Consider the following 17,645-nt stretch of genomic DNA (forward strand, 5'->3'; position numbering starts at 1 on the left):
GAAAGGAGCATGAACATGGGAGAATATGCATTGGAAACCTATGAATTAAGCAAAGCGTTCGGCAAGCAGCTAGCGGTGGACAATGTGTCAATGAGAGTGAAAAAACAGACGATTTATGGGCTGCTCGGGCCAAACGGAGCGGGGAAGTCAACGATTTTAAAAATGCTGACAGGGCTGCTGCGTCCGACAAAAGGGGAAATCATGATCAACGGCCATCCTTGGAGCAGAAAAGATTTGAAAGACATTGGGGCGCTAATCGAATCCCCGGCTCTTTACGGCAATTTAACGGCCTATGAGAATTTACTCGTGTATGCCAAACTGCTAAATTTGCCAAATTCGAGAATCGAGGAAGTGCTAAAAATTGTCGGTTTAGAAAACACGGGCAAAAAGAAAGTCTCCCAATTTTCTCTCGGGATGAAGCAGAGGTTGGGAATTGCCAAAGCTCTTTTAAACTCCCCGAAACTACTCATTCTCGACGAACCAACGAACGGACTGGACCCATTAGGTATACAGGACTTGCGAACCCTTATCCAATCGTTTTGTGAAAATGGAATGACGATCATCTTATCAAGCCATATTTTATCAGAAGTCAAACAATTAGCCGATTACATTGGCATTATTCAAAATGGGGCGCTCAAATACGAAGGCAAAATCAGCGAAAATGAAGATCTTGAAAAACTCTTTATCGATGTAGTGAGTGAAAGATGAAGGAAGGTGGACGTGATGCTAACGATGATCGAGTCTGAACGTTTAAAATATAAGCGGACGTTTGCCAAAAAACTGGTATTTATCGCTCCGTTTTTCTTTGTCCTGTACGCCATGACGACCATGCCAGTCATGAATACAACACATAATTATTTTGAATACACCGTATTTAATTGGTGGCCATTGATTTTTGTTCCGATTGGAACGGCCTTGATTGCCTCTCTTTCAGTGGCAAGGGAGAAAAAGTCAGGAAACGATAAAGCGTTGCGTTGTCATGACATTAGCATTGTACGCCTATGGTGGAGCAAAATCATCGTCATCGCTTATTATATGTTGCTCTCCACAATAGAGCTGATCGTCTTACTTGTTTTATTGAAATGGTTTTTGCCTAACAGCCTCTCATCAGCAACAGTCGCCATATTTGCCAGCCTTGTCATTTGGATGACCTCCTTAGCCTACATTCCGATCGGGTTGTTTGTCGCTGAGCGGTTCGGGATGGTGGTGTCGATTATTGTCAGTGTCATCGGCATCGCATTGGGAGTGGTCATGGCCACAAAACCGTATTGGCTGTTCATTCCATGGAGCTGGGGAATGAGGCTGATGTGTCCGATCGTTAGGGTTCATCCGAACGGCGTTCCGTTGGAGAAAGAAAGTCCGCTGTTGGATCCCTCTGTCATTCCGACAGGACTGGTGATCGCCATGGCTGTTTTCCTGTTGTTATCATTTGTGACCGCCTTTTGGTTTTCACGAAAAGAGGTGCATTGACATGTCGTTTCTTCGCGTTCTGTTTTCCGAATGGATCAAAACGAAACGCACAGCGATTCGATGGATGATGTGGATCGCACCCATCATCTATCCGCTCTTCATGGTATGGTATTTTTCCCACTACCATACCCCTGTATTTTGGCAAGTGAAAATCTATCGAGGATTTTTTGAAGTGCTGGCGGTTTCCTTGCCGATCATCCTCTCATTGCTGACGGGTCTGATGTCATACCAAGAAGAAAAGGCAGGAAACTTTATGAACGTTTTATCCGGTCCTATATCGAGAATACAATGGTATGTTGGCAAACTCACGTTGCTCGTTTTGATTGCATTTGCGGACATCTTGCTGGCAACGATTCTTATGTTGATCGGCATGAAATACGTGCTCCAAGCAGCCCACATTCATTATGATTTATTTTTCCAAGGAGCCGTACTCTCTATGGTAGGCTCACTCATCCTTTTCTCCATGCATCTATTCATTAGCTTTGCTTTTGGGATGGGAGCCTCCATCGCTGTAGGAAGCGGTGGATTTCTGATTTCCGCCATCATCGGCGCAACTTCCTTAGGCGATCACATCTGGAGTTATATTCCTTGGGCTTGGGCTGTTCGCCTTTCACAATTTCCAATGCTGATGATGCCCGAGGTCAAGCAGGCCTTGGGGACGCAGTTGTTACATTCCTACTCGCCATCGTTACGGGAAGGAACGGTTTATGCCCTTCTAGGCTTTATCATCGTCACGATCATCGGTTCCATCTGGTTTCATCGTTGGGAAGGAAATAAACCGCATGAATGAAGATCCACCTTCCATCTAGGCATAATGTTGAAAAAAGGAGGCTCAGAGCAGTTATGAAAAATTTCATTCTCCTGATACTGATTGGAACCATATTCTTAGGAGGTTGTTCGCTTTTCAGCGACTTAAAAAAAACGGCATCACACAATATGGCGATCGATCGAACATTGCCAAAATATGAACTGGACAAAAAAAACTTAAAAGAAATTCGCTATCAAGGCCGAACCTATGTCATTCAAGCGTCAAAAGTAGATCGACATCAATTGAACAAACCAATTGGGAAAGTAACAGAAACGATTACCATTAATGAGCATCATCGAATCCTAAGCAAAGAAGAGCTGAGAAAGATCGAAATTGTTCCTGATAAAAAAGATGAAAAAAGAACTCACTTGAACTTTGGCTGGGTGTACAGCATCAAAGGCGTAAACCCAGAAGAAGAAGTGGCCGTAACGGTCAACAATCAATTTCTGGTGGCAAAAAGGAAATAAACCTCCATTGAGTGTATAACAGCATCATCCAGACAAGCAGACAAATCGACACGGCCTGTGGGTCTCCTTTCGAATGAAAGTGCATCATCATTCGAAAGGAGGACCCTTATACAAGAACACATTCATTTTCCTACCGATCGTGCCAAGCTTCAAAGGCTAATCGCTCCCATGTCAAACGACCGACAAACGCGCTAGTCTTTCGTTTTTCACTTTCATATAAAGTTAGACCAACGACAGAGGCAATAATTCCGCTCCCCCCATTTTAAGTACACTTATGATATATTCAGGGATTTCTCGATACTCCGGTGTTGTCATGCCTCCTAGCATATGTGTTACTGTTTTATAAGGAACAAATAGCAAGGCCATGTGATTCCGATGACAAAGCCATAGATAAACCTTTTTGCGATAAAATGATTCAAGTCTCATTTTTTCTCTTTATGTGGGGATCATTTGATATCTCCTTAATATAAAATTCAACGGTTGCTCCGCCGCTTTCATTGTTGTAAGCCCAAATCTCCCCTCCATAATTTTTGACAATTTGTTTTGCGATATAAAGGCCTAACCCAAAATGGTCTTTATATTGTTCATTCTGATAAAACGGCCTGAATAACAGCGATGTATCCGTTTCCTTAAATCCCGTCCCTGTGTCTGAACATTTAAAATAGATCTTATGATTTTGTCCATCTGCTTCATCATACACTTTCAGTTTAATTTCCCCACTCTTTGTAAACCTCAAACTGTTATACAAAAGATTATCCAAAACTCTCATGAGCATCGGTTCATCTAAAATGTAAAACGTTTTTCGCAAGTCCACATCAAAAGAAATGTTGATCTGCTTTTGATTCGAAACCAACGCGGAGATTTCCTTTTTTTTCTCCATTAACAGTTGATATAAATCAACTTGTTGTGGATTAAACAAAAAATGCGGATTCTCCACTTTATACAGCAACGACAAATTATCTGTCAACATCCGCATTTTTCTACAGTTTTTGCGAATCAGATCCAAATGGGGAGTGATATCAAAATGATCTGCGTCCTTCAAATCATCGATTAAATCCATTTGTCCTTGAATAACGGTTAACGGTGTTCTTATATCGTGGGCAATCGACGACACCATGATTTTCCGTTCGTCATCGACCTTTGATAAACTTTCAACCATCTCTTTCAGAGCACTGATCATGGTATTAAAGGAATCCTGTATCTTGATAAACTCTTTTCGTTTCAGCCCCGAGACCTTAAAATCAAAATAGCCGTTTGAGATGTTATCGGCAGCGTGAAGCAACAATTTCATATTATGAAACAATGATTGATACAACCTGGATGTAAAAAAAATTAAATAGACAATAAAAAAGATCAGCGGAGAAATAAGCAACACAACATAAATCAACACGACTCCGAAGTGATCACGATTATTAATCATAAACCCAAAAGGCGCTTTCAGCACATACACCGCCTGAATCGCGTTATCATGTTTAATGGGGACGAATCGATACACATAGCTTCCTTTTACAATATCACGATTGATTGCTTCACTAATATCAACTTTATCGTTTACAATTCCCCGATCACCATACAGATGATGACCACTGACGTCTACAACTTCTCCCTGTATCTTTCGGCTATAACGATCGATGGGAATTAATCTCCCCATGAAAATGGCCTCTTCGTTCTCTTTCACTTTTTTTTCAATTAAATCCAAATATCGTACAAAATAATCTGTCGATTTTACCATATGATTCGCTGTAAATGTAACGATCAAATAGATTAAGCATAAATAAGCAAGCGCCGACGAGACGATCGTTGCCAAAACAACTTTCACAACCAACAAGTAAAAATCTCGTTTGATCGTTTTATTGTTTTTCATCGGTCACATCCCATTTATAACCTAATCCATATAATGTTTGAATATAGGAAGTTTCCGGATCAACGGCTTTTATTTTCTTTCTGATATTCTTGATACTTTCTGTAACGGTGTCTAATTGGCTTTCTGAGTCGAGTCCCCACACACGTTCAAATATCCTTTCTTTAGAAAAAACAACATTTTTATTCAGCATCAACAACTTCACAATCTCATATTCTTTTTTTGTGAAAGGTAATTTCATTCCTTTACAAAAAACCTCATTCGCCAAAAGATCAATGGTTATATTTTTCGAACTCAAAAGATATCTCTCATTTGAACGAATCCGCTCTTCCCTTCTTAAATGGGAATCGATTCTCGCTTTTAACTCCTTTAAGCTGAAAGGTTTGGTTATGTAATCATCTCCGCCGATCGACAGAGCTTGAACCTTATCTTCCTCCATCGTCTTTGCACTGACAAATACAATCGGGCAATCGACTCGATCACGAATCATGCGACACAATTCCATTCCATCAATACCTTCCATCATAATATCTAACACAATCAAATCAACATCGCTGTTGATCATTTTCAACGCTTCCGTACCGCTGTACGCCAGTTCAACCATATAATCATGAAGCTCCAAATATTGTTTGATCGTCAAGCAAATGTCTTCATTATCGTCAACAACCAGTATTTTTCTTTTACTCATTTTTCATACCCACCTTACAGTTAACAGCATTTTAACATCTTCATAGATGCAACGAAAGCGTTTAACATATCCTTGACGGAAAAGCGGCTTGTCCATTTTCGACTGTCGAAGGCAAGCCACAGGCTTGCCCCCGTCACGCCAAGGCGTGACGGAAGACCGAACAACCACCTGCTTCACAGCCCATACATGGGTCTGAAAGTGGCATTGTTCGGTCCCCCGACAGTCGGGATCCAATTCTCGGCAAAAGCTACAAATGTTAAAACTTCAAATTGCATCTATATAGAAACTAAACAATGATCAGTGACTCGTTCAATTTTGCGATTTTGTGTACAATTCATAGTAAGTCCTCCTTGGTTTTGCATAATAGCTAATTTTTCATTTGAATATGGTTTTTAATCTCATTTAGCAATTTAATGATTTCCTCATTTTGTTCAGTCATTCTTTTTAAATCTTTGGTTGCAAAAAGAAAATAATAAACCACGAAAACGAACAAACCGATCAAAAACAATACAATCAAAACGATCTCTAACAAATTGAGTTCCCCCCTTTATTTATTTACTGTAGATGAGCAAATTCACTAACATAAATTTACAACCAAACAAAAAAGGAGACATGAACCGGACTCCTTGAGTAAAATAGATGTGCTCAAAACCCATTCACACAAGGAGGTTCATGTCTCATGAATAGATTAGCACATCACCAAGGAATCCACAAGTTTTTCTTCACGTTGGGGTTGACGCTGCAGCTTTCCAAACCGGTCTTGAAGCATCTCGTTCATATCGTCGATGCCTTGACCACCAAGGGATTTTCGGGAACGTTGGCTGATATCCATCATGGGAGCTTTCATCCGAATCATCGAACCACGCTCAGCCACTTTTTCACGAAAAGCCCTTGGAACGAGGAACGGCTGCTTGAGAAGCTTCAAGAGTGGATCCTTTGCCGGGTCGAACGCCTAACCAAACGGAAGAATCAGCCCCTTTTCCTTTCGATCGATGATGCGATTTGCCAAAAAACGAAGCCTTCGTCACGGGCAACGCACGCCATCGAAGGGTGCGACTGGCATGACTCGCACAAGGATCCTCAATCGGTCTGGGGGCATTCGCTCGTTTGGCTGATGGTGCACACCTTCGCGCAAGCCCTATCATCGCGATGCTCAAGACGAATCGGATTCTCTACCCGAACGGCATCGCGGTCCAAGCCAAGCAGTTTGCCCGCTATATCGAGTCCCAAGACACCCGCCTCATCACGGTGGGTCAGGAGCGTTGCCGCGTGTATCGCTATGAGGGGGCGATCCATGGCCTCGATGACGCGGTGGTGCTGCTGGCTTGGAAGGCGGATCAGCCGATGACGCCGGAACATCTCCATGTCGTCTTGAGCACCGATCGGGAGCTCGGCGACGAAGACATCTTGCGTTACGATGCCCAGCGTTGGACGATCGAATGCTTTTTCCGGCAGGCGAAAGATCAACTGAAGCTGGATGGATACCGCGTTCGCCGCGTTCGGGCGGTGAAACGGTATTGGGCGGTGGTGCTGCCCTCCTGCGTGTACAGCATCGCCGAATCTCAACAAACCCTTTCCGCTGGACTGGAGCTTCTTCGATCGCGGAAAGGCCACAGCGTCGTCGAGTTCATTTATGACGCCGCGAAGCAAGATATTCCCATTGAGGTGATCAAAAAACAGCTCCATGTCGCCTAAGGGGTACCCTGTTTGTCTCTTATAACATGGAAATTATTGTAATTAAAAATGCTCATCTACAGTAACTGTATATGATTCCCAATAAGAGTGGATTTTTTGTGTCCCTTTATTCATCCGTTATGCGTTTTGCAACCCGTTCCTTGATTTAAAATAATCTCGTTTTAGAATAGAGTATATAGCCATATCCCTAAATTTACCTTTAATATACCAATGTTCTCTCATAACCCCTTCAAATTGCATCCCTAACTTTTGTAAAACTCTTAAAGATTGAACATTTTCAATCATAGCAAATGCCTCAATTCTGTTTAATTCCATCTTGTCAAAACCAAATTCAATGATTTTATTAGCCGCTTCAACTGCTAATCCCTTCCCCCAATACTTATACGATAAAACAAAACCTATCTCAGCTTTATGATGATTGGGTAACCATTTAACTATATCAATTGTCCCGATCATTTTATTATCTGCTTTTGAAACGATTCCCCACGGAGCTAAACTACCTTCTTTATAAGACTTAATTACAAATTCTAAAAATTGAATTGAATCTTCAATGGTATGATGAGGTCTCCAAGGTAAATATTTGCAGTTTTCCGGATTTGACGCATAATCAAATAAATCATATGCATCATCTAACGTTAATTTTCTTAATATTAAACGTTCAGTAGTAAGTGTAGGCAAATCCCCAAATACATCTTTAATCTTCAAATTCCTCAACCCTTTCTATACCTATATTTTAATATTCCTTCTGTGTCTTAAAACACTTAATTCAAAAAAGTGTTTATCCACTAGACTCTCGGCATACTCGCATTATATACTACCCTGTTACGGCTTGAACATTAATACAAAACCGTGGAAATTCTTTATTACAGCTTATATATAAGTTGCAATAAAGAATTTCCGATTTTTCGTTTCTGTTTTGACCCCCATACAATTCGACTATGCTATAACATTGCGAGTGATCGGCTGGATGTAAAACAAAATTTCAATTTATATAGATCAAAATTATAAGATTTTTCTAATGTATCGATATATATTTTTTATAATTTTCTTAATTTATTGTGATGGTAATATGGGACTGTCTCAAAGAGTTGTTGGCCCCAGCAAAATCTTTATCGTCAAATGATTTATCTCTTGTTTTCTAAATGATTTGGAGCAACACGACATACCCGAAACAAAACATCAACACAAATAAAAAACACACGTCTGGAGTTGATTCGATTTACTCCAACGTGTGTTTTTTAAACAACTTGTATCTCACCGCCAACCCGCTTACTCGACCGTCACCGACTTCGCTAAGTTGCGCGGTTTGTCGACGTCGCAGCCGCGGTGCAGAGCGGCATAGTACGCGATCAGCTGCAGCGGGACGACGGAGACAAGCGGCGTAAGGTCCGGATGGACGGCCGGGATAATGAAGCGGTCGCCATCGCTTTCAAGGCCGCGCATCGAGATGACGCACGGGTTGGCGCCGCGGGCGACGACTTCTTTCACATTGCCGCGAATGCTCAAATTCACATGCTCCTGGGTGGCAAGCGCAATAACCGGTGTGCCGTTCTCAATCAAGGCGATCGTGCCGTGTTTCAGCTCGCCGCCGGCGAACCCTTCGGCTTGGATGTAAGAGATCTCTTTCAGTTTCAGCGCGCCTTCTAGGCAGACATAGTAGTCAACGGCGCGGCCGATGAAGAAGCAATTGCGCGTCAGCGTCAAGTAGTCGCTCGCAATGTTTTCCATTTCTTCTTTCGCGTCGCACAACATTTCCATCACATTGGCGATGATGGCGAGCTCTTTTGTCAAGTCAAAATCCAATTCGAGGCCTTTTGCTTTCGCCGCCGCGGCGGCCAAAATCGCAAGCACCGCAATTTGCGCCGTGTACGCTTTCGTCGAAGCGACGGCGATTTCCGGGCCGGCGTGCAATAAAAGCGTATAGTCGGCTTCGCGCGACAACGTCGAACCTGGGACGTTTGTGATCGTGATCGCTTTATGGCCGAGTTTGTTCGTTTGCACGAGCACGGCGCGGCTGTCAGCTGTCTCGCCGCTTTGCGAAATAAAGAGGAAGAGCGGCTTTTCCGACAACAGCGGCATGTTGTACGAAAATTCGCTGGCGATGTGCACTTCAACCGGAATTTTCGCCCACGATTCGATCAATTGTTTGCCGACGAGACCCGCGTGGTAGCTCGTTCCGCACGCGACAATGTACAGGCGGTCAGCGTTCAATACTTCCTTCACGATCGCTTCGTCGACGGTCAATTCGCCGTTGTCATCTTGGTATTTTTGAATGATGCGGCGGATGACAAACGGCTGCTCGTCGATTTCTTTCAACATATAGTGCGGATACGTTCCTTTTTCAATGTCGCTCGCATCGAGCTCGGCCGTAAACGGCTGCCGTTCGACGGTTTCACCGTCCAGCGTTTGAATCGTGACGTTCTCGCTCGTGACGATGACCATTTCCCCGTCCATCAGTTCGACGAATTGGTTGGTCACTTGAAGCATCGCCATCGCGTCGCTGGCCACGACATTAAACCCATCACCCAATCCGACGAGAAGCGGGCTTTTGTTTTTCGCTGCGTAGATCGTGTTTTCGTCTTGCGCATCGATCATGGCGATGGCGTACGACCCTTTTAACAGCGAGAGCGTTTTTCGAAACGCTTCTTTCGTCGTCAGCCCGTCGTGGACAAATTTTTCCACCAGCTGGACAATCACTTCCGTATCCGTGTCGCTTTGGAACGCAACATCGGCCAAATAATCGCGCTTCACCATTTCATAGTTCTCGATGACGCCGTTATGCACGAGCGTAAAACGGCCCGACGCGCTTTGATGCGGGTGGGCATTCACCCGGCTTGGCGCCCCGTGCGTCGCCCAACGTGTATGGCCGATGCCGACGGTCGCGTTGACGTTCGGATCAACGATGCGGCGTAAATCGGCAATCCGTCCCTTTTCTTTAAACACTTGAACTCCGTCCCCATTCAAGACGGCGATTCCCGCCGAATCGTAGCCGCGATACTCGAGTTTTTCCAATCCGCGCAGTAAAATTTCTTTCACATCTTGGTAACCGATATAACCAACAATGCCGCACATGGCAAATGTTCCTCCTTTTCATCTTGGAGGCTGCCGCCAACGAGATCCGTTCTGTTCAGTTGTCAAAGAGCAAACTAGGGGCCTCGCCGATGAATGCGGCAGACTCCCTTCCTGGATTCGTGCGATGATATCCTCCCCTTTGTGCAAAGGGTCACCCCTTTGTTTTAAGAGAGGACTTGCGGCTGTCATCGCGTCAACCGGGAGGCATCCGCCGAAAACCTCGATAAACCTCCTCCTCGTCAACTAAGCGCGCTTCCGTTCCGCGCTTAGTCCAGGCGCTTTTGTCTCGTCAAAACCGATGCAACAACCAACCACCTTTTTGCTTTGTTGGCCATGCCTGCGGTTGCGGCAAGCCATCACTTCACCATGTTCCGCTCTTCGCCCTTCCATCGCCTCCTTTCAAGAAAAAGGCAACAACGTTAATATTACAGGACATTCCCATCGGCGTCAACTATCTGTATAAAATAACCTATGCATAAACGGAAGGGAACGTTCCGTCTATGCATAGGGTGGTTGTCCAAACAATCGGTTATTCCGCTCCCATTTCACGGCGGACAACATCCGCAATCCGCTCAACGTAGGCGCGGCACGCTTCCTCCGTCGGGGCCTCAGCCATAATGCGCACGAGCGGTTCGGTGCCCGATGGGCGGACAAGAACGCGGCCGTTGCCGTTCATTTCCGCTTCCACTTCTGCGATCACACTCTTCACTTGCTCATTTTCCATCACTTTTTCTTTCTCTTTTACCTGGACGTTCACAAGCAGCTGCGGGTATTTTTTCATTTCGCCTGCCAATTCGGAAAGCGGCTTGCCTTTGATTTTCATGATGTTGACAAGCTGAAGCGCCGTCAACATCCCGTCCCCCGTCGTGTTGTAGTCGAGGAAGATGATGTGTCCGGACTGCTCGCCGCCGAGGTTGTAGCCGTTCTTTTTCATTTCCTCGACGACATAGCGGTCGCCGACAGCTGTCTGCACGCTTTTAATGCCTTGCGCCTCAAGCGCTTTGTAAAACCCGAGATTGCTCATGACCGTTGAGACGACGGTTTGTTGTTTGAGGCGGCCTGTTTCTTTTAAATATTTGGCGCAAATGTACATAATTTGATCGCCGTCGACGATGCTGCCGTTCTCATCCACAGCGATGAGGCGGTCGCCGTCGCCGTCAAAGGCGAGCCCGACATCAGCACCTTTTTCTTTGACAAACGCGGCCAGCGCTTCGGGATGGGTGGAGCCGACCCCTTCGTTAATGTTGAGCCCATTGGGCGACGCCCCCATCGTGACGACATCCGCATCCAAATCGGCAAATAAGTACGTTGCAAGCGATGACGTCGCCCCGTGCGCGCAGTCGAGGGCGATTTTCATCCCGGAAAAATCTTCTTCATCGATGGTTTGTTTTAAATACTGCAAGTACTTTTGCCCGCCTTCAAAATAGTCGTTTACTTGCCCAAGCCCAGCCCCGATCGGCCGCGGCAGCATGTCCTCCGCGCTGTCGATCAACGCCTCAATCTCCGCTTCCTGCTCATCTGACAGCTTAAACCCATCCGGGCCGAAAAATTTGATGCCGTTATCTTGCACCGGATTGTGGGAGGCGGAAATCATAATCCCCGCCTGCGCGCCGAGCGCCTTCGTCAAATAAGCGACACCTGGCGTAGATATGACGCCAAGGCGCATCACCTCGGCCCCGATCGACAGCAACCCAGCGACAAGGGCGCCTTCAAGCATATGGCCAGAAATGCGGGTGTCACGCCCGATCAATACTTTCGGGCGCTCAGCGCTTTTCGTCAGCACGTACCCGCCGCAGCGCCCGATTTGAAACGCCAGCTCCGGCGTCAATTCACGATTCGCGACTCCACGTACACCATCAGTGCCAAAATATTTGCCCATTCGTTCACTCTCTCCTTACTGTCAATTTATTGTGCGGTTGCTTTTTCGCTGATATGAACCATCGCTGTTTCCGCCGACGGTTGCCATTGAACGTGGTTAGGGTTGTCCCATTGAATAGGGACTTGATGTTCGCCGACATCAAGCCCGCTGACATCGACATACAAACGGACGTCATCTTTTGTCAATCCGCGGACAATGTCAGGTGGACCGATCAGTCGAATCGTAATCTTTCCTTCAACCGGTTTGACAAACTCAGCTTTGTATGAATCCGGCAAGCCGACGACAGCGATTGGAACGTTTTCCCATGTTTGCGCTATATCTTTTTCCACATCAATATGAACCTTGATTTTGCCTGGATCGACGCTTTTTGCTCCATCAGGGAGCGGAACGTCAAGTTCTACCGTCTCATCATCGGTAATATCGTCCAAGTCAACTGTCAATCCTTCCAACTTGTCAATACGGTTCAGCACCCCTTTTGGTCCGTAAATCGTCACCCGATCCGGCTCCGGAGTGATGCTGACAAGATGCACGCCATCCGGCAGCTCCCCGGTCGTTTTCACTTGAACCGGCACCGTCTTGCTCGGGCTTTCCACCGGCACAGTCACTTTCACCGACGATGGCTCTGGCTCGATATCCAATTCATTTCCCCGCCGGTCGTACACCCGAACGCGCGTTTCTCTTGTCAATGTTTCTGTCGCTCCCTCCAAATCAACGATCGCCTTCACAAACGAAATATTGTCGATCAGCTCCTTCGCTCCAGTAATCGTCACAGCATCCGGTTCCACGGTCGGCTCCCCGACGGAATAGCCATCCGGCATTTTGTTTCGATTGAAAAATTCAACACCGACCGAAAACCGTTTCGACACTTTTTCGCGAATGGTCACTTTCACCGAAGCGGGCTGAATCGTCACTTTCAACTTATCGGAAATATCCTTGTATTTGATCGGCACCGTGTATGTCCCTAACGGCAATTCCGTTAAATCGACATACACTTCGAAATTCCGCTGCAGCGCCGTTGGCTTAACAATGCTCGCTGGCCCTTGAAGCGTGACGTTCACATATTTCGGCACACCAGATACGACCAAGTTTTCTTCATCATAGTAAGCGACAACCGGAATGTCGATCAACGTTTCCGTATCTTCCTGGCCAAACGTATTGCGCGTCTCGCCGGTTTTCGCCCCGACGTTGGCCGACATATATAGCATAATCGCTAACAACAAGGAAACGACGCGAATAAACCAAGGATGGTCCATCAACTTATCCATGTTTCTTCCCCCTCCATTGCCAACGGGAAGAGGCGGACGCCTTCGCAGTTGGAACAAGTTCGTCTGTCAACAGTTCCCGAAATTCATCGATCGTTAAATCGCGGTATAACTCACCGTTTTTCGTCAGACATACTGCTCCTGTCTCCTCTGACACGACGACGGTGACGCTGTCCGTCACTTCGCTGATGCCGAGCGCCGCCCGATGGCGTGTTCCGAGCTCTTTCGAAATAAACGGACTTTCCGATAACGGTAAATAACAGGCAGCCGCAGCGATTTGATTTTTTTGAATAATGACCGCCCCGTCATGAAGCGGCGTGTTCGGAATGAAAATATTAATAAGCAGCTCGGACGATACGTGTGCGTTCAACAAAATTCCGGTTTCGACGTAATCATTCATCCCTGTCTCCCGCTCGATGGAAATCAGCGCACCGATGCGCCGTTTCGCCATATACTCGGTCGCTTTTACGATGGCTTCCACCATTCGCAGCCGCTCTTCGTCTTCATTGACCGTATTGCGGGTGAACAGCCTTCCGCGGCCGAGCTGCTCAAGCGCGCGCCGCAATTCCGGCTGAAAAATGATGATGATCGCGAGAAACCCCCAAATGATCGCCTGATCCATCAGCCATTGCAGCGTCGTCAATCCGAGATAATTGCTCACAAAACGCACTAAAATAATTAAAAAAATGCCTTTTAACAGCTGAATGGCCTTCGTCCCGCGGATCATCATGATCAACTTGTAAATCACATACCAAACGACAAGAATATCAACCACTTTTAACAAATATGACACGATGGGGAGCTCTTCGAAGGACATCTTCACACTTCCTTTATCTCTAATTCCAATCTGCTGATGGTCATGGAAAAAGCCATCGAACGATGGCTGCCATCATTCAATCGATTGGAGCGCACGATTGAACCTTTCTTTAATATTATACCAAATCCATTCAAACACTTGATTAATTTCCTCCACTTCTCCTGTCACTTGCCCGGCGGACGCCATATATTTCTTTCCATGGATCACAGTCACGTCCCCATCAACCGTTCCTTCAATCCGAATCGAGCCATTGCGGACGACAATATCCCCTTTGACCGTTTCTCCTTTCGGCACGATGACAGTATGGTCGCGGATGATGACATGTTCATCAGCGGAGACGGAAAACGCGCCTCTTTCTCCCCATGAAGAAGCCAAGCTGCCCAAAGTGAGCGCTAAAAACAACGAAGCAGCCGTGAGCAGCGGATGACGATGCATAAAACGGCGCAGCCGCGCGGTCTTTCTCTCTTGCGGCATGGCCTCCATGACCTTAGCCGAAAACGACGGCGGCGCCGCAACGTGGGCGGCATATTGGAGGAAAGCAACCGTTTTTTTCAGCTCGTGAAAATGGGCAGCGCACGCCGCGCAAGAACGCAAGTGTTCTTTCAGCCGCTGCTCTCCTTCTGGCTGAAGATCCCCATCTAAATAGCTATGCATGAGTAATACGATTTCTTTCGGACATTTCATGATCTCCCACCCTCTTATAAATGGCCCAATTGCCTGCGCAACGCTTCGCGGCCGCGATGCAGCCGCGTTTTTACCGTGCCGATCGGCAACCCTAAAACTTCGCTGATTTCTTGCAACGACAAATCTTCCATATATTTCAACACGATCACGCTTCGATATTTTTCTGGCAACCGCTCAATCGCCCGCTGCACCGTCTCTTGCAGCTCCAGACTTTCCACCGCCTCCTCCGGAGATGCTTCGCGGGAAGGAAGCTGAGCCTGCATCGTCAACCCGTCCGTGCCCCCGACCTCTTCATCTAAATACACGTCCGGTTTCCGTTTCCGCAATTTATCGATCGTCAAGTTCGTGGCAATTCGGTACAGCCAAGTAGAAAATTTCATTTCTGGATTGTACGTATCAATATGGGTGTAGGCGCGGATAAACGCCTCCTGCGCCGCATCTTCCGCCTCATGCCGATTGCCGAGCATTCGATAGCAAAGGCGGTAAATCTTGTCCTTATACAAATCGACAAGATCCGCGTATGCGTTTTGATCCCCTTTTTGGATCGCCTTAATTCTCTTTTTAATAAATAGATCCATAAAATACAATACCCCCGCCTCACGGCTTACCGTATATTACGGCGCTCGATCAAGAAAAGTTTCATGCAACACATTTATTGTATCATACAACGGAAAAAGAGGGGACGCCAAACAAATGGCAGCCCCTCTTTCACAAACCGCGGGAACAAATCATCATCACATCCGTGAATCCCCGCAGCCAGCCGTCTTTGTCCAAATGCATTAAATGAGTTTTTCACCAAACAACGACCCCATCAGCGCTACAGCAACTGACGCTGTTTTGTTCCGCTCATCCAAGATCGGGTTCACTTCGACAAATTCCGCTGAAGTGATGATTTGCGCTTCCGCCAGCATCTCCATCGCCAAATGGCTCTCGCGGTATGTCAATCCGCCAATGACAGGCGTTCCGACTCCCGGTGCGTCGCTTGGGTCAAGACCGTCCAAGTCAAGCGACAAATGAACGCCATCCGTCCGTTCTTTTAAATAGGCGATCGTTTCTTCCATCACCCTTGTCATTCCGAGCCGATCGACCTCATGCATCGTGTAAATTTTGATCCCTTTTTCGCGAATAAACTTCTTCTCCCCGTCATCAAGGGAACGGACGCCGATCAACACGACATGCTCCGGCTTGATTTTCGGGCTGTATCCGCCGATTTGCGTCAGCGCCGGATGGCCAAACCCGAGGCTCGCCGCCAGCGGCATGCCATGAATGTTTCCAGACGGCGACGTTTCCGCGGTGTTGACGTCGCCGTGCGCGTCATACCAGATCACTCCAAGCCGCTCATAATGTTTCGCCACCCCAGCGAGCGTGCCAATGGCGATGCTATGGTCGCCGCCTAACACAAGTGGGAAGCGCCCCCGCTGAACGACTTGGTCAACCGTTGCCGCGAGTTTCTCATTCGCCTCCGCAACCGCTTTCAAATTGCGCAACCGTGAATCTCCTTGCTCGTGCAGCCGCTCTGCTTTTCCGATCGGAATATCTCCCAAATCTTCAATATCGTAATGAAGACGTTCCAGACGTTCGATCACACCTGCATAACGCATCGCACTTGGCCCCATATCAACGCCGCGGCGTGTCTGCCCTAAATCCATCGGAACCCCGATAATTGAAATTGACTTCATGCTGTCTCCCACTCCTTTCCGGTTCCTGTTACGTCTTTATTGTAGAGGAAAGAAAGGGGATGACTCAACTTGACAAAATTTCGAATATTTATACCGATATAACAAAAAACAGACTGCCTCCTAACGGATAAGCAGTCTGCCATTGATGGAGCCTATCGGGATCGAACCGATGACCTCCTGCGTGCAAAGCAGGCGCTCTCCCAGCTGAGCTAAGGCCCCGCCCAAGCGGAAGACGGGACTCGAACCCGCGACCCCCACCTTGGCAAGGTGGTGTTCTACCACTGAACTACTTCCGCGCTATGGTGAGCCATGGAGGACTCGAACCTCCGACCCTCTGATTAAAAGTCAGATGCTCTACCTACTGAGCTAATGGCTCACGAGTTCAATAACACTCTAAGCGATGATTCGCTCTACCTGCCTCTTCCTCTACTAGCGAGTTCAAAGAAGCTATGTGCGTCGAGGCAACTCGAAGCATATTCGACGATGCATTGCTCGTTACTGAGCTAATGGCTCATAGTTAGGAAAACACTCTAAGTATTATCTAGCTCTACCTGCCCCTTCCTCTGCCAGCCCATTCAAGGAAGCCAGATGCGTCGGGGCAACTCGCAGCGAACTCGAAGATGTAGCGCTCGTTACTGAGCTAATGGCTCATGACCATTTTTATGTACAAAAAAATAATGGCTGGGCTAGCTGGATTCGAACCAGCGCATCACGGAGTCAAAGTCCGTTGCCTTACCGCTTGGCTATAGCCCAACGTTATGAAGAAGATATGCTGTACTCAATCGCTATTATGTCTCTGTGATCAGTGAATTATACGCTTTTCATTTCGACCAATCATCCTTGAAAGGACGATTGGCCGAAATGGGAGTGACCCGTACGGGATTCGAACCCGTGTTACCGCCGTGAAAGGGCGGTGTCTTAACCACTTGACCAACGGGCCGGAAAATAAATGGAGCTTCCAACCGGGCTCGAACCGGTGACCTCTTCCTTACCATGGAAGTGCTCTACCTACTGAGCTATGGAAGCGTAAAAATGGCTCCGCAAGTAGGATTCGAACCTACGACCTACCGGTTAACAGCCGGTTGCTCTACCGCTGAGCTATTGCGGAATGATGAGAAAACTATATGTCATGTGCATCTTCCCAATGTGCTCGTTGCCTCTTCCTCTACTAGCTAATTCAAGGAAGCGAGATGCGTCGAGGCAACTCGTAGCGAATTCGAAGATGTGAAGCTCGTCGCTGAGCTATTTGCGGAATAATGAAAC

At 46.7% G+C, this 17,645-nt stretch carries 14 protein-coding genes, 7 tRNA genes and 1 pseudogene; 5 read left to right on the plus strand and 17 right to left on the minus strand.

The features are described 5' to 3' along the window. Positions 1–15 precede the first annotated feature (15 nt). From GJ1_RS15145 to GJ1_RS15160, 4 genes are read left to right on the plus strand one after another with little or no spacing between them, the layout of a single operon-like run. On the plus strand, positions 16–708 hold the full coding sequence (locus tag GJ1_RS15145) for a lantibiotic protection ABC transporter ATP-binding protein (protein WP_066234198.1): 693 nt from the start codon (positions 16–18) through the stop codon (positions 706–708). A gap of 15 nt (positions 709–723) precedes the next feature. Beyond that, positions 724–1,470 (plus strand): lantibiotic immunity ABC transporter MutE/EpiE family permease subunit, encoded by a 747-nt coding sequence (locus GJ1_RS15150; RefSeq protein WP_066234171.1) that lies wholly within the window; start codon positions 724–726, stop codon positions 1,468–1,470. A 1-nt stretch (position 1,471) separates the two neighbouring features. Continuing rightward, positions 1,472–2,260: a lantibiotic immunity ABC transporter MutG family permease subunit gene (locus GJ1_RS15155; RefSeq protein WP_066234174.1), complete on the plus strand. Its 789-nt coding sequence runs from the start codon at positions 1,472–1,474 to the stop codon at positions 2,258–2,260. Between the two features lie 53 nt (positions 2,261–2,313). Beyond that, positions 2,314–2,745, plus strand: coding sequence for a NisI/SpaI family lantibiotic immunity lipoprotein (locus GJ1_RS15160; RefSeq protein ID WP_066234176.1), 432 nt, complete (start codon positions 2,314–2,316; stop codon positions 2,743–2,745). A 415-nt stretch (positions 2,746–3,160) separates the two neighbouring features. On the opposite strand, the gene GJ1_RS15165 is transcribed toward GJ1_RS15160, so the two are convergent. Together GJ1_RS15165 and GJ1_RS15170 are read right to left on the minus strand one after the other, a co-directional pair. Further along, positions 3,161–4,609 carry a HAMP domain-containing sensor histidine kinase gene (locus GJ1_RS15165; protein WP_066234178.1) on the minus strand — a complete coding sequence of 483 codons (1,449 nt, stop codon included), beginning with the start codon at positions 4,607–4,609 and terminating at the stop codon, positions 3,161–3,163. After that, the gene (locus tag GJ1_RS15170) at positions 4,596–5,294 is read right to left on the minus strand and encodes a response regulator transcription factor (RefSeq protein WP_066234181.1); all 699 of its coding nucleotides are present in this window, start codon (positions 5,292–5,294) and stop codon (positions 4,596–4,598) included. Before GJ1_RS15170 ends, GJ1_RS15165 begins: the two co-directional genes overlap by 14 nt. Before the next feature lie 679 nt (positions 5,295–5,973). On the opposite strand from GJ1_RS15170, the pseudogene GJ1_RS15175 reads away from it, so the two are divergent. After that, positions 5,974–6,989, plus strand: a pseudogene (locus GJ1_RS15175) (transposase). Positions 6,990–7,106: 117 nt separating this feature from the next. Here the strand turns inward: GJ1_RS15175 and GJ1_RS15180 are convergent. From GJ1_RS15180 to GJ1_RS15250, 15 genes are all read right to left on the minus strand, one after another. Then, positions 7,107–7,694 (minus strand): GNAT family N-acetyltransferase, encoded by a 588-nt coding sequence (locus GJ1_RS15180; protein WP_015375298.1) that lies wholly within the window; start codon positions 7,692–7,694, stop codon positions 7,107–7,109. A gap of 564 nt (positions 7,695–8,258) precedes the next feature. Continuing rightward, positions 8,259–10,061, minus strand: coding sequence for a glutamine--fructose-6-phosphate transaminase (isomerizing) (gene glmS / locus GJ1_RS15185; RefSeq protein ID WP_066234183.1), 1,803 nt, complete (start codon positions 10,059–10,061; stop codon positions 8,259–8,261). Positions 10,062–10,590: 529 nt separating this feature from the next. Beyond that, positions 10,591–11,940, minus strand: coding sequence for a phosphoglucosamine mutase (gene glmM / locus GJ1_RS15190; protein WP_066234185.1), 1,350 nt, complete (start codon positions 11,938–11,940; stop codon positions 10,591–10,593). Between the two features lie 26 nt (positions 11,941–11,966). Beyond that, positions 11,967–13,205: a CdaR family protein gene (locus GJ1_RS15195; protein ID WP_066234187.1), complete on the minus strand. Its 1,239-nt coding sequence runs from the start codon at positions 13,203–13,205 to the stop codon at positions 11,967–11,969. Continuing rightward, positions 13,198–14,019 carry a diadenylate cyclase CdaA gene (gene cdaA, locus GJ1_RS15200; RefSeq protein ID WP_066234190.1) on the minus strand — a complete coding sequence of 274 codons (822 nt, stop codon included), beginning with the start codon at positions 14,017–14,019 and terminating at the stop codon, positions 13,198–13,200. The genes GJ1_RS15195 and cdaA overlap by 8 nt, the downstream gene beginning before the upstream one ends. 72 nt (positions 14,020–14,091) lie before the next feature. Beyond that, positions 14,092–14,703 carry an anti-sigma-W factor RsiW gene (rsiW, locus tag GJ1_RS15205; RefSeq protein ID WP_066234192.1) on the minus strand — a complete coding sequence of 204 codons (612 nt, stop codon included), beginning with the start codon at positions 14,701–14,703 and terminating at the stop codon, positions 14,092–14,094. 14 nt (positions 14,704–14,717) lie between these two features. Continuing rightward, positions 14,718–15,281 carry an RNA polymerase sigma factor SigW gene (sigW, locus tag GJ1_RS15210; protein ID WP_044730410.1) on the minus strand — a complete coding sequence of 188 codons (564 nt, stop codon included), beginning with the start codon at positions 15,279–15,281 and terminating at the stop codon, positions 14,718–14,720. A 201-nt stretch (positions 15,282–15,482) separates the two neighbouring features. Next, positions 15,483–16,382 (minus strand): arginase, encoded by a 900-nt coding sequence (gene rocF, locus GJ1_RS15215; RefSeq protein WP_066234195.1) that lies wholly within the window; start codon positions 16,380–16,382, stop codon positions 15,483–15,485. A gap of 146 nt (positions 16,383–16,528) precedes the next feature. Then, a tRNA-Ala gene (locus GJ1_RS15220) sits at positions 16,529–16,601 on the minus strand. Between the two features lie 5 nt (positions 16,602–16,606). Beyond that, positions 16,607–16,678, minus strand: a tRNA-Gly gene (locus tag GJ1_RS15225). Between the two features lie 4 nt (positions 16,679–16,682). Then, positions 16,683–16,758, minus strand: a tRNA-Lys gene (locus GJ1_RS15230). 302 nt (positions 16,759–17,060) lie between these two features. Continuing rightward, a tRNA-Gln gene (locus GJ1_RS15235) sits at positions 17,061–17,135 on the minus strand. Positions 17,136–17,250: 115 nt separating this feature from the next. After that, a tRNA-Glu gene (locus tag GJ1_RS15240) sits at positions 17,251–17,322 on the minus strand. Positions 17,323–17,332: 10 nt separating this feature from the next. After that, positions 17,333–17,408: transfer RNA gene (locus tag GJ1_RS15245), tRNA-Thr, on the minus strand. Positions 17,409–17,415: 7 nt separating this feature from the next. Further along, positions 17,416–17,490: transfer RNA gene (locus GJ1_RS15250), tRNA-Asn, on the minus strand. Positions 17,491–17,645: the final 155 nt, after the last annotated feature.

Origin of the sequence: Geobacillus jurassicus NBRC 107829, from assembly GCF_001544315.1 — a bacterium.
GTDB classification, from domain to species: domain Bacteria; phylum Bacillota; class Bacilli; order Bacillales; family Anoxybacillaceae; genus Geobacillus; species Geobacillus jurassicus.

What these genes read in the sequence shown, in the direction of transcription:
- GJ1_RS15145 (WP_066234198.1), top strand. Translation starts at nt 16, where the DNA reads ATGGGAGAATATGCATTGGAAACCTATGAATTAAGCAAAGCGTTCGGC.
- GJ1_RS15150 (WP_066234171.1), top strand. Translation starts at nt 724, where the DNA reads ATGCTAACGATGATCGAGTCTGAACGTTTAAAATATAAGCGGACGTTT.
- GJ1_RS15155 (WP_066234174.1), top strand. Translation starts at nt 1,472, where the DNA reads ATGTCGTTTCTTCGCGTTCTGTTTTCCGAATGGATCAAAACGAAACGC.
- GJ1_RS15160 (WP_066234176.1), top strand. Translation starts at nt 2,314, where the DNA reads ATGAAAAATTTCATTCTCCTGATACTGATTGGAACCATATTCTTAGGA.
- GJ1_RS15165 (WP_066234178.1), bottom strand. Translation starts at nt 4,609, where the DNA reads ATGAAAAACAATAAAACGATCAAACGAGATTTTTACTTGTTGGTTGTG.
- GJ1_RS15170 (WP_066234181.1), bottom strand. Translation starts at nt 5,294, where the DNA reads ATGAGTAAAAGAAAAATACTGGTTGTTGACGATAATGAAGACATTTGC.
- glmS (WP_066234183.1), bottom strand. Translation starts at nt 10,061, where the DNA reads ATGTGCGGCATTGTTGGTTATATCGGTTACCAAGATGTGAAAGAAATT.
- glmM (WP_066234185.1), bottom strand. Translation starts at nt 11,940, where the DNA reads ATGGGCAAATATTTTGGCACTGATGGTGTACGTGGAGTCGCGAATCGT.
- GJ1_RS15195 (WP_066234187.1), bottom strand. Translation starts at nt 13,205, where the DNA reads ATGGATAAGTTGATGGACCATCCTTGGTTTATTCGCGTCGTTTCCTTG.
- cdaA (WP_066234190.1), bottom strand. Translation starts at nt 14,019, where the DNA reads ATGTCCTTCGAAGAGCTCCCCATCGTGTCATATTTGTTAAAAGTGGTT.
- rsiW (WP_066234192.1), bottom strand. Translation starts at nt 14,703, where the DNA reads ATGAAATGTCCGAAAGAAATCGTATTACTCATGCATAGCTATTTAGAT.
- sigW (WP_044730410.1), bottom strand. Translation starts at nt 15,281, where the DNA reads ATGGATCTATTTATTAAAAAGAGAATTAAGGCGATCCAAAAAGGGGAT.
- rocF (WP_066234195.1), bottom strand. Translation starts at nt 16,382, where the DNA reads ATGAAGTCAATTTCAATTATCGGGGTTCCGATGGATTTAGGGCAGACA.